The 15697-nt window shown below is 52.9% G+C and carries 17 protein-coding genes; 1 reads left to right on the top strand and 16 read right to left on the bottom strand.

All coding sequences use genetic code 11. The features are described 5' to 3' along the window. Positions 1–110 precede the first annotated feature (110 nt). Positions 111–1724 carry an extracellular solute-binding protein gene (locus tag QU597_RS24525; protein ID WP_310833405.1) on the top strand — a complete coding sequence of 538 codons (1614 nt, stop codon included), beginning with the start codon at positions 111–113 and terminating at the stop codon, positions 1722–1724. 474 nt (positions 1725–2198) lie between these two features. On the opposite strand, the gene QU597_RS24520 is transcribed toward QU597_RS24525, so the two are convergent. The 16 genes from QU597_RS24520 to QU597_RS24445 all read right to left on the bottom strand — a co-directional run bounded on the left by QU597_RS24520 (position 2199) and on the right by QU597_RS24445 (position 15439). Further along, on the bottom strand, positions 2199–2936 hold the full coding sequence (locus QU597_RS24520; RefSeq protein ID WP_310830226.1) for a hypothetical protein: 738 nt from the start codon (positions 2934–2936) through the stop codon (positions 2199–2201). A gap of 180 nt (positions 2937–3116) precedes the next feature. Then, positions 3117–3782: a TetR/AcrR family transcriptional regulator gene (locus QU597_RS24515; RefSeq protein ID WP_310830225.1), complete on the bottom strand. Its 666-nt coding sequence runs from the start codon at positions 3780–3782 to the stop codon at positions 3117–3119. Positions 3783–3911: 129 nt separating this feature from the next. Then, entirely contained in the window at positions 3912–6143 is a 2232-nt protein-coding gene (locus QU597_RS24510; protein ID WP_310830224.1) for a helix-turn-helix domain-containing protein, read from the bottom strand. A gap of 172 nt (positions 6144–6315) precedes the next feature. After that, on the bottom strand, positions 6316–6921 hold the full coding sequence (locus tag QU597_RS24505) for a DUF1989 domain-containing protein (protein WP_310830223.1): 606 nt from the start codon (positions 6919–6921) through the stop codon (positions 6316–6318). Positions 6922–6942: 21 nt separating this feature from the next. After that, positions 6943–7626 carry a cyclase family protein gene (locus QU597_RS24500; RefSeq protein WP_310830222.1) on the bottom strand — a complete coding sequence of 228 codons (684 nt, stop codon included), beginning with the start codon at positions 7624–7626 and terminating at the stop codon, positions 6943–6945. 33 nt (positions 7627–7659) lie between these two features. Beyond that, positions 7660–9474: an adenine deaminase gene (locus tag QU597_RS24495; protein ID WP_310830221.1), complete on the bottom strand. Its 1815-nt coding sequence runs from the start codon at positions 9472–9474 to the stop codon at positions 7660–7662. Positions 9475–9477: 3 nt separating this feature from the next. Continuing rightward, positions 9478–9759: a EutN/CcmL family microcompartment protein gene (locus QU597_RS24490; protein ID WP_310830220.1), complete on the bottom strand. Its 282-nt coding sequence runs from the start codon at positions 9757–9759 to the stop codon at positions 9478–9480. 20 nt (positions 9760–9779) lie between these two features. Continuing rightward, complete coding sequence (locus tag QU597_RS24485; protein WP_310830219.1) at positions 9780–10520, bottom strand: hypothetical protein; 741 nt, start codon at positions 10518–10520, stop codon at positions 9780–9782. A gap of 8 nt (positions 10521–10528) precedes the next feature. Next, the gene (locus QU597_RS24480; RefSeq protein ID WP_019908484.1) at positions 10529–10810 is read right to left on the bottom strand and encodes a BMC domain-containing protein; all 282 of its coding nucleotides are present in this window, start codon (positions 10808–10810) and stop codon (positions 10529–10531) included. A 45-nt stretch (positions 10811–10855) separates the two neighbouring features. After that, the gene (locus QU597_RS24475; protein WP_310830218.1) at positions 10856–11284 is read right to left on the bottom strand and encodes a BMC domain-containing protein; all 429 of its coding nucleotides are present in this window, start codon (positions 11282–11284) and stop codon (positions 10856–10858) included. Between the two features lie 49 nt (positions 11285–11333). After that, positions 11334–11879, bottom strand: a complete 546-nt coding sequence (locus QU597_RS24470; protein WP_310830217.1) for a hypothetical protein — start codon at positions 11877–11879, stop codon at positions 11334–11336. Next, complete coding sequence (locus QU597_RS24465) at positions 11792–12367, bottom strand: hypothetical protein (RefSeq protein ID WP_310830216.1); 576 nt, start codon at positions 12365–12367, stop codon at positions 11792–11794. Before QU597_RS24465 ends, QU597_RS24470 begins: the two co-directional genes overlap by 88 nt. Positions 12368–12407: 40 nt before the next feature. Continuing rightward, the gene (locus QU597_RS24460; protein ID WP_310833404.1) at positions 12408–12674 is read right to left on the bottom strand and encodes a BMC domain-containing protein; all 267 of its coding nucleotides are present in this window, start codon (positions 12672–12674) and stop codon (positions 12408–12410) included. Between the two features lie 248 nt (positions 12675–12922). Then, entirely contained in the window at positions 12923–14266 is a 1344-nt protein-coding gene (locus QU597_RS24455; RefSeq protein WP_310830215.1) for a UbiD family decarboxylase, read from the bottom strand. Beyond that, on the bottom strand, positions 14267–14875 hold the full coding sequence (locus QU597_RS24450; protein ID WP_502572714.1) for a UbiX family flavin prenyltransferase: 609 nt from the start codon (positions 14873–14875) through the stop codon (positions 14267–14269). Between the two features lie 198 nt (positions 14876–15073). After that, positions 15074–15439 carry a DUF2294 domain-containing protein gene (locus tag QU597_RS24445; protein ID WP_310830213.1) on the bottom strand — a complete coding sequence of 122 codons (366 nt, stop codon included), beginning with the start codon at positions 15437–15439 and terminating at the stop codon, positions 15074–15076. Between the last annotated feature and the right edge of the window lie 258 nt (positions 15440–15697).

Genomic DNA, 15697 nt, shown 5'->3' with positions numbered 1-15697 from the left:
ACTCAAGGATGTGTATGCTAAACAAAACTAAGCATATGCTTCCGAGGCAAGTTTTGTTCGAAGTGACTCAAGGATGTGTATGCTAAACAAAACTTTTAGGAGGGTTCATGATGAAAAAGAAGACAGGCCGAAGATCTCTGGTTACGCTTACAACGGCTGCGCTGGCGTTCTCGCTCCTTGCGGGCTGCGGCGGCAACAACAACAGCGGTAACAGCGCAAACGGCGCAAACAGCGGGAATGGCGGCAATACAGACACAGCCGCAGCAACGGACAGCACCACCAGCACGGCAGCTCCGGCAGAGATCGGAATAGACACGTCGAAGAAAGTGGAGCTCCAGTTCTATATGCTCGGTGATGCCCCTAAGGATCTGCCGGTCATTCAAGACGAAATCAACAAGATGGCTCAGGAAGAGCTGAACGCCACGGTTAAGTTCAACTATACAAGCTGGACGGACTGGGATCAGAAGTATAAGCTGCTGCTGTCTTCCGGCCAGGCGATTGATCTGATTTTTACAGCGGACTGGACCCAGTATCAATCGTACGCCAAACGCGGCGCGTTCCTGGCAATTGACGATCTGCTGCCTAAGGCTGCACCGGAGCTGCAGAAATTCGTACCGGAGTCGATGTGGGAAGATGTGAAGGTAGACGGCAAAATCTATACCGTTCCTGCCACTTATAAAGAGTACGTAACCAACGGCTTCGTATACCGCGAGGATCTGCGCAAGAAATATGATCTGCCTGTGCCTAAGGATCTGGCCAGCTACGAGGCTTATATGGACGGCATTGTCAAAAACGAGCCGGATATGATGCCAATGTCCCTGAACAGCGATATCGGCAATAATCTCCATTACATTTATACTGAGCTTAACAAAATGATTGGCGCTCTCCCTTACGGGATGGGAGTGAAGTATGAATCGCCTACGACTGTCTACTCCTACTGGGGTTCTGATGAGCAAAAAGAAGAGCTGAAAACGATGAAACGCTGGGCGGATAAAGGCTTCATTCCGAAAAACGTGCTGAACATCAAGGATACGATGCAGGATCCGATGACTTCCGGTAAAGCGGCCAGCATGTTCGGAGATAACCCGACGCGCTATAACGACATGAAGATGAAGATCAGCACGACCCATCCCGAATGGGAGCTGGCCTATTCTCCATTCGGCCTGACCACAGGTTATGCTACGCCAGTACATCCGATTCACAACGGGTTTGCGATTCCAAAGAGCAGTAAAAATCCGGAAAGAGCGCTCGCGTTCTATGAAAAGCTGGTCCTCGACAAGCGCTACAATCAGCTGACGCAGTATGGTATTGAGGGCAAGAACTACACTGTTGAAGACGGCTACTACAAGCTGGTCGGCACCAGCACAAGCAATGGCTTCTCCCGTGAAGGGATGAACGGATGGGCTTGGAGAAATCCTGAGTTCATGCTGTTCGATAAAGGTTTCGACGGTGTGAAGGCCATCTTCGATGAGCTGGACAAAATCCAGAAGCCTGACCTGTTCCTGGGCTTTGCGGAAGACTACTCCTCGTATCAGGCTGAGAAAGCGGCACTGGAGCAAGTGGAGAAGCAATACCTCTTCCCGCTGGAGGCAGGTCTGGTTGAGGATATTGATAAAGGGCTGGAAACCTTCATGCAGAAGGCCAAACAGGCCGGGCTGGAAAAAATCCAGACCGAGTGGACGAAACAGTGGAACGCTTATGTTGCGGAGAAAGGCATTAAATAGCGGAGGAGTGCCCCGGAAGCCGATGGCTTTTGGGGTGTTTTTATTTGTCGCTGTGCTGTGAGGGAGAGCTTGGAGGGGGCATTTTGGTGTCTGCGCAACTGCAGTGAATGTTTGGACTTCCGGCCGCTGTTAGGTTTGGATTTCCTGATTATATTCCGCTGTCCGCGGCAGAAATCCAAACCTAAAGGCGGACGCTAGCGCTCCTCCAGTTCCAAACTTCCCCTCCGCTGCTTCTCACCTTAATGGTGAGGATCAAGCCTTCCAAGACTGCAAAGCAGCAAACGCCTGCCAGCCACCGGCTTCCGGGGCAAGGGGAGGGAGCAGCAGGAAAGCCAGCCTCTGTGTAGTTGGAGGCTGGCTTTGGGTGGCAACCCGTTGTAAACAACCTCATGAGGCAGCCTCGGCATTAGACGGCCGCGATGCTGCTCATGGGAGACGGAAAGATTCGTAAGGTACTGATCTAGGCGCAAGCTTTTACCAGATGGGCTTCTTGCCGTCGATCTGCTCTTTGGGCGGGAACTTCGCGACCATGATCAGATTTCTTAGCGCATAGGCGGAGACGATTACACCTGCGATATAGAACCAGGGCTGATCAAAAAAGGTCGAAGCTGTAGTCCACATTCCGTATCCGGGCGGCAGGAAGGTGTTGACTGTACCGATGAAGATAATGATCGCCAGGACGACGGAAGTTCCGCTGCGGCTCTTGCGCTCATTCCATAAGTAACCGGGGGCGACGGCAATCAGAATGTTGGTAAATGCGAACCATTTTAACATAACGACATCGTCCATGAACACCCGGAACAGGTTGACGACAGCAAACATTAAGATGATCTGGCCCGCAACTCTCCAAAAAGCCTGTTTGACTGTCACAGGCGACTCATAGAACTTGCCCCAGATTTCTTGTCTTTCCACTTTGACGGCTTTGTAAAGATTGAAGATCTCGAAACAGTTCCAGATCACCAGAGCTGCGGAAGCGGCCGAGAAGAACCAGAACCAGTCATTATGCAGAGCCAGCAGGAAGAAAATAATGGCTCCGGTAAAGTCGTGTGCGAAATAAAAGGTATGCATCCAAACCGGGTAGGGGGCGCGTTTCTCACGGATGACTAATCTGAAGCTGTAGACATATTCGAGGTAACCAATGAAAAAAGTAAATGCCGAAATCACAACCAGACCAGGGTTATTGGTGTAGGAGTTCATGATTTCTTGAACCATAATATACATCCTCTCATAATAAACTATACTAGTATAGTTATAATTTATACGTTACCTTCTGCTTTGTCAATCTATTCTTACAGGCTGCGTATAGGCTAAAATGCCAAAAAAACAGCCGCTTCGGACATCATGCCCGGGCAGCTGTTTGGATTAAATAGGTGATTGCTAAGCGTACTTCGTTCACTCATACCAGAAGATTTGTTGTTTGCAATATAGGCTGAACTCCTCCAAATTAACAGTACGCAGTATATTTGCGGTCTGCAGAATGATCTGCAGAATGTCTTCCGGAGAATTATTTAGAATTCTCATAAAGGAAGTAACCATTTGTTCGGCAATATAGGAAACCGGCAGTTCCCATTCACCTTGGTGCAACAGCAGTTCCGTTCCCCCGGCCATCGCAAAGGTGAGGGCAATTTGAAAGTCTTTTTCCGGCACATGGGCCAGCTCTTCATTCTTCAGTGTCCCGAGCCAGCGGTAGATAATGTTAACCCATAATTTCAGCAAAGTCTTGTCTGCAATGATATTTTGAATGAATTGCCGCAAATCCTGCTGAAGCGTGGAGACTTCGAAAAATAGATTGGTGTAGACAGACAGCCTCAGATAAATACTTTCCTGCTCTGTTACGATATCGTTAATATACCGGAAAGAAACCTCAAGGATTTCCTCCAGCATGACCTCTAAAATATCGCTTTTTTTGGCAAAGTAATGCTGCACCAGAGCCTTGCTGATTCCGGCTTCGTCTGCTATTTCTCTTATGAATACATGCTCATAGCCTTTTTCGCAAAACATGCGGTAGGCAATCTTCAGTATCTCGTTACGTTTCTCTAGATTTTTAGAGCGGGCCATGATAAGAATAGATCCCCTTTCTCTGGAGATTCATCAGAATTGTTGATATCTCGTTCAAGTATAAGGGAGCCTAACTGGATTATCAAACCATGGGCAGCTGCGTTGCACTAAGCAGAAATCATCAAATTACTAAGCATTTTTAGAGCGCCGGTAGTCGGTGGGGGTAGTGCCGAAGCTGCGCTTGAACATCCGGTGCAGGTAGGAACTGCTGGTAAAGCCGCAGCGCTCGGCGATGGTGGTTACCGGCAAATCGGTATTCTCCAGCAGGCTGCACACCTCGCGCATCCGCACCTCCAGGATGACATCGACGATGCTGGTCATGGTCTGCTGCTTATAGAGCCGGCTGATGTAGATCGGAGACATATCGAGCTCATCGGCGATCTGGTTCAGGCTAAGATTCGGCTCCATATAGTTTTCGGCGACCTTTTGATTGATCAGGCGGATCAGATCATGCTGCTTGGCGTTTTTTTTCTCAGACAGCTGTCCTCGCATTTCACTGAACAGGGCGAAGAAGGCGTCTTCCAGCTCAGCGACGGTTTCTACGGATTCCAGAGTAGGCAGGGCGGGCGCGCCATCACATTGTAAACGGTTACGTTTTTGGATGGTATTGATGATTTCTTTTATCGTCACACTAAGTCTCGACACGGCTAATTGCACGGTATGGAAGGGATAAGATTCCGCTTCCCGGATAATGGTGCTGAAATGCTCCTTGGCCTCCTCAATCTTGCCGCACATCAGCGCGTCGGTCAGACGTTTTTCTTTTTCCGTCGGATAGTGGTACGTATTAGCCTGAAGTGCACTTATGGACTGCGCACTGATGATACAGCCATGCCCGTAAAACAGCCGGTGATTCGAGGCTTCTCTGACCTGCTTGTAGAGCTGGTGCAGCTGCAGGGCATTCCGGTCGATATGGCTGTAGGTGAGGGTAAGGCTTATTTTCAAATAATCGGAGCAGGCCAGCTGAATTTGCCGCAGGAGGGTCTCGATCAGACCGGTGTCGGTGTATTCTATCGAATCAATGATATTCAGGAGCACAAGTATCCCATCATCATTCATATCGACTGTTTCAACACGGTACGTCTGGCCGCAGATTTCCGAGGCGATGTTCATAATCGCAAATTTGTAAGCCAGCAGATAGGACGACCGTTCATCCCTGAGTTCCTTGTAGTTGTCAATCCGCAGGAGGATCAGCCGGTAATCGTCATTGAAGGTAAAATGAATGCCGAGCTGCCTAAGTTTCTCCACCTGCTGAATGGATTGCAGCGGCTTTAGGCCCAGAACCAGATCGCGCATAGTATTTTGCCGGATCATAAACATGCTGTCCCTTTTCTCACTTTCGAGAATGTTCATCTCGCTGACAATCTTGTTGATCGGCAGATACAGGCTTTTGGAGGTGATCCAGGATAAAACGATTCCTCCAACCAGAATAAGGGCGGCGATGAGCAGAGTAGCGTTCCTTATACTGTCGGTCTGTTTGGTGATGATCTCATAAGGGGTGATGCGCACATATTGCCAGTTCAGATCATCCGGAGCAGTATAAGAGATCAGTGAATTGACGCCGGCAAACTTGCCGATAAAGTAGCCCTGGGAGTCTCCCTTAATCCTCTGATCTACCCAGCGGGCTTCCTCGGGCGCAAGCTCCTGCTGCTCCAGGCTGTTGCCGGACAGGAAAGAACCGTTGTCAGACAGGATAAAGGTTGCGCTTTTGGAATTGGCAGGGCTGTTAATCTCTTTGTTGATCCAAGGAGCGGATATGTTAACGATCACTGCCGAGTTAATCGTCCGGTCCCAGCCAATGGCGTCGTAGCATAAAAAGGTATAAGCCCGGACCTGATCATTCTCCTCGGCACCGTTCGAATAGACGCGTGGAATCGGCATAAACGGCTTGTATTCCTCGTAATGGTTCAGAATATCCAGAATATTCGTATCTACCAGCTCCTGCTCGGTAAATACACCATTCTGGCCGTGGGAAGAGGCGATATAGAGCTTTGCGCTTTTCGGATTATAGACATAGATGGATTCGATATACGGCATGGAGCTTAAATAATTTCCAAGCTCAGACATGGCGGCTGTGACGTCATATATATCCGGCTTGTCGTAAAAGACGATTTTGGAGATGGTGCTGTTGCGGTAAATCTGAAATGAAAGCGATTGCGCGGCTTCGTTCATGTTCACAACCTCTTTGCTGGTCTGTGTGAGATCGCTGAGATCGGAACGGAAGGCTTGTGTTTTCTCGACGCCAATATAATAGTTGTAATAAATGATGGTGGAGACAAGGAAGGTTAAGGACACACAAAGCGTCATACTGACCAATATCCTGCTGTACAGTGCTCTTCGGTTGCCGAGCTTGTTCAGTCTCATTAGCATCCCCCTGAATTCATTGTGAGTACCGGCGTCTGAGCTCTCTCTGTTTTGTTCACAGTATGATTATAAACTTCACAAGGGTGAACAGAACAGTGCAGCAAACTGACACCAGTGAACAAAATTGAATTCAGGGGGTGTGAACAAATCGAATATCAGTGTACAAAACTGCTTAACCGGTTATCTGCATCAGTAGCGGAGTGACCTTGAACCCGTTTACGGGAGCGAGGTCCTGCGAGCAGGAGGAGAGGGCAACGATCACGTCCGTCAGTGCCAGGAGAGCGACATAATCACCGGGCTTCGAGAGCGGTTCTTCAATGACGTAGTCGAGGTTATCGTCAAGTGCATTATTCATGAACCAGTTGATCGGATCGGGCAGCTCTTGGTCTCCAAGGTTGTATTTATGCAGAGCCTTCTGCAGATTATCGTGGCAGTTCGGATGCTCCTCCAGCCCGAAATCAACCTTGTAGCGGTAATAATCACAAGCCGGGAAAAAGAAGTCATGCCGTCCGACTGTATCATGGGTCAGCTGCATCAGCGGCTGCCGGTAGTTGCTGTACAGGCCGTCGCCGGGTTTGAGCCGGATGCTGCTGAGCGAGGCCCGCATATGCACGGGGGAAACATGCTCGTCAGGGTTACCGGCATTAAAGCAGACGAAATCGCCGACCTGCTTGCCTTCCACATCGATGATATACAGGGTCTGCCCTTGGCGCACCAGAGCGCTTCTGCCCTCGTACGCCGGTACGAAAATTTCCTCGATCAATGTTCCGTTTCTCATGTCGTTCACCTGCTTAATATTTTATTCTATGAATACTGCGACCGCCCGGATGGGAGAGCCGGTGCCTTTGCGGATTTTGAGCGGGAGCCCGAAGTAGAGGAACCGCTTCTGTGCGATTTGGTCGAGATTGCAGAGGTTCTCGGTATTGGTCAGCTTGTACTCACGGCATATCAGATGCCCGGCAAAGGTGGTATCCAGCGGGTTGTCGATGGAAGGCGCGTCGATGCCGATATTAACGACCCCCTGCCGGGCCAGCCATTCAGCCGCCTCGTAATCGAGTCCGGTGTAGCGGGTCAGCCATTCGTCCGTGCCGTATGCGCGGTTATAATGACCGGTGTAGAGCAGCACGATGTCACCTTTGTCGAGATAAAGATAACCTTTGCCCAGAGCCAGCTCCAAATCCCTGCGGGTAATATAGTCATCCGGTGAAATATGAGAGAGGTCAAGGCAGACGGCCGGCCCGTAAAAATACTCCAGCGGCATCTCGTCAATCGTCGCCCCTTGCGGATCATATTCATAGACGGCATCACTGTGAGTCGGGCCATGCTCGTTAATAAGCAGGTTATTCGTAGCGAATTCGAAGCCAAGCTTCTGCCGGCTCTCCTCATGGTTCATATTGGGGAAAATCATCGTCTTCTGATGCGGCGGGAACACCGGCATCCCCTGATAGATCTCCTGGGATAGATCGATTATCTGAATACCCAAGCGCAGCAGCCTCCTTTGATAAACTAGTGATGATCAGGCCAGCGCCGGCAGTACGGTGAAGGCGTCGGCATCAATCAGGCCGATGTCGGTAATTTTCCAGGCCGGGCTGGTGACGAGCGAAAGGAAGGACAGGTGCATAAACGGCACATGCAGGGTGCAGCCCAGCTCCTCACGGGCCAGACGGTGCAACTCGGTGATTCTTGCGCTCATCTCTTTGCCAGTCAGCTCGTCGGTCATCAGGCCGCCGATGCGCAGCGGCAGATCACCGACCACCTTGCCGCCTTCAATCATCGCGATCCCGCCGTCCATGGCAATGACCCGGTTGACCGCGGTCACCATATCGGCGTAATTGGTGCCGGTGACAATGATGTTGTGGGTATCATGGGCCACACTTTCGGCGATGGCACCGGCCTTCAGCTGCATGCCGCGGACGAAGGTTTTGCCGATCTTGCCGCTGCGGCCATGCCGCTCGACAACGAGCAGGGGCAGGAGGTCGTTCTCTACCGAAGGCTGCACGACTCCGTCCTTGACGGCGGCGGTGAAGATCCCCGCTCCGGTCAGATTCTGGTCGGGGATGACCTCGATAGCGCGGACCTGCACGCTGCCGTGCGCCCCGCCGGAGGAGAGCTGCAGGTCCTCCAGCTTCACGGGCTTCCGCTTGACTGATTTCTTCACGGAAGCGGGATAGGTATAGGATGGGATGTCACGGGTCAATTCGCCGTCCTGGGCTACCTTGACTCCGCTGATATACACCTGCGATATCGTCATCTGCGTCAGATCGCTGATGACAGCGATATCGGCTTTGGCTCCGGGGGCCAGCAGTCCGATATCCTGGAACCCGAAATGGGTAGCCGGATTAATCGTAACCATCTGGATCGCCTCAACGGGGTCGATACCTACAGCAATAGTGCGGCGTACAATATCATTCATATGTCCGTGCTTCAGCAGATCCTCGGGAACCATATCATCGGAGACGAGAATCGCCCGCCGGGAATCCATTCCCTCCTCGGTAATGGCGCGGATGCATTCCGCCATGTTCCGCTGCGAGGAGCCTTCGCGCATGAACACGCTGACCCCGTAGCGCAGCTTCTCCATCATTTCTTCCTTGGTGGTGGTCTCATGGCAGGAGACATGGCCGCCGCCGCAAATGATATGCGCTGCCAGCTCCCGGCCAAACAGGCCGGGGGCGTTGCCTTCGATGCTTTTGCCGACTGATTTGGCGTAAGAGACGGAAGCAAGCAGATCATCTATTAAATAAGGCGCATTGTTGTACACCGGATGGACATTGCTGAAGCCCTGCAGCTCGCCGATCCCCTGCACATAATCATCGTTGAGCAGGTCTTGCATATCCTTGGAGCCGATATCTGCGCCAGCGGTTTCCAGGCCCGGAACATCGGGAGTAAGGCAGGGGACGGTGAACAGGACGCGGTTCGGCAGTGTACGTGCCTCATCAATCATCGCCTTCATGCCGGGCACACCCAGCACGTTGCCGATTTCATGCGGATCAGCCACCAGGGTGGTTGTTCCTGTAGGGATGGACAGCTTCGAGAATTCCGTAACCGTCAGCATCGCACTCTCAAAATGCATATGTGAATCAATAAAACCGGGGCTGATGAATTTGCCGCTCATGTCTTCAACGGTGGTCGAGGGGCCAATCAGCTTATCAGCCTGACCGACAAGCAGTATCCGGTCGCCTTTGACGGCGACATCGCCGGGATAAATCTCCCGGGTAATTACGTTAATGATATAGCCGCCTTTCAGTACCAGGTCGGCATAAGCATCGCCGGAGAGCAGCACATCAATCATCCGCCGGCGCTGAATCGCATCTTTAATCTCTGTTGTCAGCATCTGCTACACACCTCCAGTCCGGGCGCAATCGACACTGTCCACGATCCCGACAATGGCTGCATCAACCGGGGCATTCGGATGCTGTGTTGCTCTTGATGCCACGCTGCCCACCGCATAGATAATCGTCTCGCCGATACCCGCGCCTACTGTATCAACGGCAACGACCGGCTTGCCTGCCGGTGCCCCATCGGGCAGGATCGGCTGAATGATCAGCAGCTTGGCGCCGATCAGATTCTCATCTTTCCGCGTTGCGACGACATGCCCCGTAATGATTCCCAGCTTCATGTGATTGTCACCTCTTCGGTTTAGAATTCAATTTCAATACCATGCTGCCTGGCCAGATCCGCGGCAAGCGGAGTGATCACCGCAGAAGCCGCCAGGCGGATGGACGTTGTGCCGAGTCTTACTGCAGCTTGAATGTCCTCGGCGGTCAACACTTGTCTGCTTAGCCTTGCCTGAGCAGAGGTTATCCAGCGGTTCACCTGATCCGGTTCAAGCAGCGTGATGCCGAAATCTTCAATGGCTGTAAGCTTATGCTGCAGTTCGTCCTTCAGCCGGGGTGGAGCCTGGAACATACCCTGCTCCCCCCAGCGGTAATGCCCCGGATTCGCCCCAAGCGTCAGCGTGCCCACGGGTTTGCCGGCACAGAGGAACCGTACAATCAGCTCCACAAAAGGATCAGAGGCATCCAGTTGGACTAAGCGGGACAACAAAGACAAGGAAAGCACCGGAATAAACAGCATATCGGCAGCCTCCGATGAACAGGAACGGAGACCAGCAGGTGCAGTGATGTCGTCCACACCTGTTGCTGCAGCCAGCTCCTGAACTGTAATGTCACGGAACAGCTGTTCATCCGCAGCTAACCGCAGCCGTGTCCGGTTCCGGTCCAGCTGCCTTATAGCGGAATATCCTTCTTCCATGCCAATAAAGTGACCGGCCAGCAGAATAAAGACCCGGGGGAAGTCCTTGTTCAATTCCTGTTCCCTGGACCGGTAAGCCAGGCCGAGAAGGGCGCTGGCTGTAACCGCGCTATGCCGGCTGTCCATGGTGAATATTATTCAATTCCCTTGGACAACAGCGCGCGTTCCACCTCACTGTGCGGCCGCGGAATGACATGCACCGACACTAGCTCCCCGACACGTTTAGCTGCAGCAGCTCCTGCATCGGTAGCTGCTTTTACCGCACCCACATCTCCCCGGACCATGACCGTTACGAGACCGAAGCCGATTTTTTCGTACCCGCAAATTTCTACATTCGCAGCCTTAACCATTGCATCAGCCGCTTCAATTGCGCCCACCAGACCTTTTGTTTCGATTAATCCCAGTGATTCTCCCATTTTAAAAACCTCCATTATTTTAAAATATATTAATTTTTATGTTTCTTAGTTTGGCTGATCCGGTGAATCCGGTGAATCTGATGCTTGGACTAAGTCCGCTGACTTGGGCGGTTTAGCGGTTGTGGCAGAAGACTGGTGCGGCGGAGGGGTGGAGACTGCAGAATCAGTCTCTATGCTGTTCTCAGGCAACAGGTAATTGCCCAGTATCTTGCCGGTCACATCACTATGCGCCTTGGCAATTACATGCGCGGAGACCACTGTGCCGACCCGCTGCGCTTCAGCCTTGCCTGCCTCTACGGATGAGGTTACGGCAGCAACATCCCCGCTGAAATGCAGAGTCACGCCCAGTGAACCGCCGACGCCTATGACCTTCTCGACGGCAACCAGCTGCACATCCGCCGCTTTGAGCGCGGCATCCGCTGCTGAGACGGCGGTAGTAAAGCCCAGCGTCTCGATTAAACCCAGTGCTTGCATGAAGGAAGCCTCCTTATTGAATTCATCCGCTGATCAGCGGTGGTTGTAATCATCTGACTGACGCTGCCAGGCGTGTAAGCTCCGGCGCTGCACCAGCCATCTGTTCGGCAGTTCCGCTTATAATGCAATAACCGTGTTCCGTACGGATGTGCAGATAAGGCGAAGGGGAGCGCTGCAGCCACTGCTCCGCGATGCCGATGCTGTTCCAGCGGGAAGAACCGGCTACTACCGCAATGGCTTCCTGTTGTCCGCCGCCGAAATACCGCCGCAGCAGCCGGGCGGGCTGGAGGCTGATCCATACCTGGACAGCAGAAGCGGCTCCGTCTTGCATATACTCGGTGAGCTCTTTAAGCTTGGCAGCCACCTTATGGTGATCCTTGCTGAATAGCTTAAGTTCAAACCCTCCGCCGTCCACACTCCAGTTGATATCCGATTCCAGCTCCGGTTCGCCTGAGAGCAGCTCTTCGACCGCGAACAGCTGGCCCGGATGACAAGCTGCTGCGCTGATTATCCCGGCTGAGCTGTAATTCCGGCCGGAGCTGCCAAACAGCGGACGGAGGTCATCGCGGATTCGGGGGAACAGCCAGACCTCCATTCCGCCTGCTGCCGGGAGGCGGACCGGGGCATGCGGATCTTGCGGCTCCGGGGTGATCCGCGGTGGGGGAGAGTTCCCCCGGGGCTGTTATCCTTCTGCTCCAGCGGAGACAAGGTGCGCAGAAGCAGTGGAGACAGGTATTGTCCGGCCATTTCCCGGCCTGGGGCAGCATCCGCTGCCGGCTGGTTTGCCGGCTGCACTACCCTGGCAGCTGCAAGAGAATCCGGCTGCCGGCCGGCAGGAGCCTGTGCCGGTGAAGGGTGGCCGGAAAGGACGGCCAGCCGTCTGGCAGCCTGCTCCTTCTGGTAATTGGTACGTTGAACCGGAAGCTTGGGTTTGGAGCAATTGCCCGGCTGAGCACAGGTGTGCGGGCATTTCTCCCGGCTGCTTACCGCGCAGGAAGGAGCAGAGGCCGCTGCGCCCGCCGGAGCGGCAGTGCGATTTCTCTGGAGCACTTCAGTAATAACGTCCTTCATAAAACTGGACAAGGTGAATCACCTCCTAGGTGGCTTGAATTACGCTGAAAGCTTAGATGAGCATTCTGGCGAGACCGGGATGCGGGCGCGGAATGACGTTTGATGACACCAGTTGTCCGCCGGTCTTCTGATAAGCGGCTATTCCGGCTTCGACGGCTGCGGCCACAGAGGCGACGTCGCCCTCAACGATTACTGTCACCAGACCTGAGCCAACCCGTTTGAAGTCGACCAGCCTGACATTCGCCGCCTTGCACATGGCATCCAGCGCTTCCAGCGCCGGGGTCAGGCCGCGTGTTTCAATTAAGCCGATTGCTTGCATAATCCACCTCCTCAAAGTTTTGTGAGCCCATTCTTCACAGAGTCCGCATCGTACAAAACTCACTTCGGAAGCATAAGCTTAAAGTTTTGTGAGCCCATCCTTCGTAGAGTCCGCATCGTACAAAACTTGCTTCGGAAGCATATGCTTAAAGTTTTGTGAGCCTATCCTTCACAGAGTCCACATCGTACAAAACTACTTCGGAAGCATGAGCTTAAGTTTTGTGAGCTTATCTTTATAAAAACCTAAGCCTACACATAGTCCTCCAGCCGGATCTCATCCTGTCCCGGAATATGCGTTCTCCGGTACTGCTCTTTGTGTGCGAGAGGACAGGTGGCGTCGATGCCCATTTTGGCCGATACCCCGCGCAGATTATGGGACGGTTCTAGCGGGGAGCCTTTGGCGCCCGGGACGATGAACAGGTCGAGATCGGCCTGTACCCGGGTGGCAATTGCCCATTCCACATCCAGCGGGTCTAGCGGGTTGACGTCATCATCGATCACCACAACATGCTTGAGGTCTTTGTCGCCGGCAAAAGCAGCCAGCAGTGCTGTTTTTCCGTCGCCTTCCTGGACTTTGCGGATCTGGATGACCGCGTGGTAGCGGCCGACCCCGCCCATGGTAATATGAACATCCTTCACTCCCGGAACAACCTGGCGGACGGAGCTGAGCAGGGCGATTTCGCGGGAGATGGCCATCGGCAGCTTCTCCTCGTAGCTGGCCGGAAGGATGGTCTGCCATATGGGCCGGTTCCGGTGGGTGACGGCAGAGATTTCGACCACCGGCTGCTCAGTACGCGGGCCGTAATAGCCGCCCAGTTCTCCAAACGGACCTTCCGGTTCGCGGATACCGGGGAGTATCCGCCCCTCGAACACAACCTCCGCCTCAGCCAGAACTTCAAGGTCAACCGTTTTGCACTGGACGACATCGAGCGGCTGATGGAGCAGGGAAGAGGCCACTTCCAGCTTATCCGTATGGAATAAGTGAGTACTGATCTGCGAAGCCAGCACGACCGCCGGCACAACTCCGAACATGAAGGCCGCTTCCATCGGCTCTCCGAGTTCTTCGAATTGTTTGTACTGCTGGAATAGCTCGGGGGAGGAGATCAGAATACCGGTCCGGTTACCTTCCAGCAGCTGCATGCGCCGGATGGAGGTATAACGCTTGCGCCCGTCCTCGCCTTTGACGACCATCACACCGGAGACATAGTAAGCACCGCTATCCTCCGCATGGTAGGTACATACCGGAAACAGCTCCTTCAGGCAGATCCGGCTGGTGATGACCTTCTCGTGCACCGGCGCGTGCTCCACCAGCCGGGTTGGCGTAGGCGAGACGATGGCTGCAACCAGTCTCGGCAGCAGCTCGGCTGGAGTCAGGTCCAAGCTGTCCGCGATCAGCGCCTTGGAGCCGCCAAGACCGACGGTCATCGGGCCGGAATATCCCTTAACCTTCTCGAAGATTAGCGGCTGCTTGCCCTTTACAGCCTTCACAACAGCCCCAAGCTCGAAGCGGGGGTCAACCTCTCTGCGGATATGCAGCAGCTCGCCGCTTCTCTCCCAGCGGTCCAGCAATTGTCTGATACTGACTGCGGCCATTTAGTTCTCACCCCATCTTTTCATCAGCTGATGTTCAATTCCGAATGCATCAAGCACCCGGGCATTCATGAAATTCACCAGCTCCCAGATTTCGGCCGGATGATTATAGAAGCCGGGGGAGGCTGGCATAATGTCGGCACCTGCCCGGGCGAGCCGGAGCATATTCTCCAGATGAATCAGATGCAGTGGTGTTTCGCGGGGTACAATGACCAGCCTGCGCCGCTCCTTCAGCACCACACTGGCTGCTCGGTTCAGCAGAGTGTCGCCCATGCCGTTCGCAATAGCACCAAGCGTATTCATGGAGCAGGGGACAATCACCATTCCGTCCGTTCTGAAGGATCCGCTGGCAACGGGAGCGAACAGGTCGGAATTCGATAGGACGGTCCCATACTGGGCAAGCTCGTGCATATCGATGCCGCATTCATATTTCATCACGTTCTCACCGGCACCGGTGGCAATGATATAGGTTTCAATGCCGAGCTGGTGCAGGCTGCGGATCAGGGAGTACCCGTAAATCGAGCCGCTGGCTCCTGTAATGGCTACTACAATTCTCATGCGCTGGATCTCCTTTAACCAAGGGCTGCGTTGCTGCGAAGCCTTGGCGGTCAGATGTATATAACAAAAAGAAGCCGCTGAAATAGAGAGGTCTCTACTCAACGGCTTCCTGCAATCTGTAAACAGATATAGGGCGAACCTTAAAGGGAATGTGGCTCATCAGGATGAATCGAGATGAAGCCTGGTATTTGAATTATCGGAATAACCCAGAATGAACACCGGCTGCGGTAAATCCGCGGGATAAATCCCGCATCATTGATCTGGACCGGAGTCACATATAATGACGGTGCAGGCCCAGGCCGTCTGGGGATCGTAATCCCTGAGTACGCCAGCGGCTGGCAGCTCCAGCTCTTCGGTAAGCTTCTTCTGGATTCTCCGCTTGAATTCCTGATGCAGCGCGGCGTCTACAGACTGCTTCAGCTCAGGATAATGGTCCTCCAGGGCGCGAAGGGCTGCGACCCGCTGATGCTTCACCAGGAACATAATCATGGTCTCGTTCACAGCTTCAATCTTTAGCTGGGTCACTCCGACTCCGTACAGCTCCTTATGAACCTCATTGTAGCAGCGGGACAATTTCTTCTTGTGTTCATTGGATGAGAGAAGCAAGGCGACTGTCAAGAAATTCACTTCCCTGTAGTGATGTCTAATGTGTTATGAAATGTAACGCGAAAAAAGTATAAATATTCGAAAACACCAGTTTTTACGATAACTTAAACTCCATTATAGAGAAAAAATCTGCAAAGTAAATGACTAATGTTACATTATATGACTTAGTATCAGGCGGGGCAGCAGGAGAGATTTCATTGAGGACGTTGATCTGTTTCCTCTTTTCTTCACAGTTCTTCTTCCACGTTTTCACAAATCTATGTTAGCATG

It is taken from the genome of Paenibacillus pedocola (genome assembly GCF_031599675.1).
Classification (GTDB): domain Bacteria; phylum Bacillota; class Bacilli; order Paenibacillales; family Paenibacillaceae; genus Paenibacillus_AQ; species Paenibacillus_AQ pedocola.
The sequence above is the reverse complement of the archived record's forward strand: the minus strand, read 5'-3'. Positions and strand labels throughout refer to the sequence as shown.